General features: G+C 60.7%; 1 protein-coding gene. It reads left to right on the forward strand.

From position 1 onward, the window contains the following. The first annotated feature begins 77 nt into the window (after window positions 1-77). On the forward strand, window positions 78-1,055 hold the full coding sequence (locus ACSFBF_RS36015; protein WP_435458121.1) for an IS5 family transposase: 978 nt from the start codon (window positions 78-80) through the stop codon (window positions 1,053-1,055). The last annotated feature ends 119 nt before the right edge of the window (window positions 1,056-1,174 follow it).

Raw genomic sequence — 1,174 nt, forward strand, 5'->3', positions numbered from 1 at the left:
CTAGGGAACATCTGATCAAGTCCACGGATGGCCGCTCTGAACGTTGATTACGCATGCTGAATGAAGGAGCGCCAACGATGAGCCAGATCAGTTTTTCGGATGCCGAGCATGCAGGCAAGAGGAAGAGGACACGTCGGGAAGTCTTCCTTGCCGAGATGGAGCTGGTAGTGCCTTGGAAGGCACTGCTCAAAGTCATCGAACCGCACTACCCGGTGGCAGGCCGCGGACGTCGGCCCTATCCGCTGGAAGCAATGCTTCGCGTGCACTTGATGCAGAACTGGTTTGCGTTGAGCGACCCGGCGATGGAGGAAGCCCTATACGAGATCACCTCGCTGCGCACGTTTGCAGGCCTGGGAATGGAGTCGATTCCCGACGAGACGACGATCCTGAACTTCCGCCATCTGCTGGAAGCCAGCGATCTGGCCGAGGACATCTTCAAGCAGGTCAACGCCCACCTGGCCAGGAAAGGGCTGCTTCTGAAGAGGGGCTCCATCGTGGACGCCACCATCATCGCGGCACCCAGTTCCACGAAGAACGCGGGCGGCGAGCGAGACCCTGAGATGCACCAGACCAAGAAGGGCAACCAGTGGCACTTCGGGATGAAGGCGCACATCGGTGTGGATGCGGACTCGGGGTTGGTGCACACGGTGACGACTACCGCAGCCAACGAGGCAGACGTCGAGCAGGTGAGCGACCTGCTGCACGGCAAAGAGGACGCGGTGTGGGCAGACTCGGGCTATCGCGGAGCGCAGGCGCGGGTGCAGCGCAGTGTGCAGTGGCACATTGCGGGCCGGCCCAGCGACATGGCGAAGATGCAAGAAGGCCGAGCCAAGGCCAGAGCGCGCAAGCAGGAATACCGCAAGGCCAGCATCCGGGCGAAGGTGGAGCATCCGTTCCGAGTGATCAAGCGACAGTTCGGCTTGGCGAAGGTGAGGTTCAAGGGACTGGCCAAGAACACGGCGCATGTGATCACGCTGTTTGCGTTATCGAACCTGTGGATGGCCAGGAAGAAACTGATCGCGATGCGCGGACAGGTGCGTCTGCAGACGGCATGAAGGGCCGCAAGGGCCTCTCAAACGCATGGGGATGCTCGGTGAGACGAGCTTGCGAGCGCAACGACAAGCACACGCGCTCGCCATCAAGCCAATTTACGACTTGATCAGACCTTCCCTAG

It is taken from the genome of Variovorax nivicola, from assembly GCF_051216475.1.
Taxonomy (GTDB): domain Bacteria; phylum Pseudomonadota; class Gammaproteobacteria; order Burkholderiales; family Burkholderiaceae_C; genus Variovorax.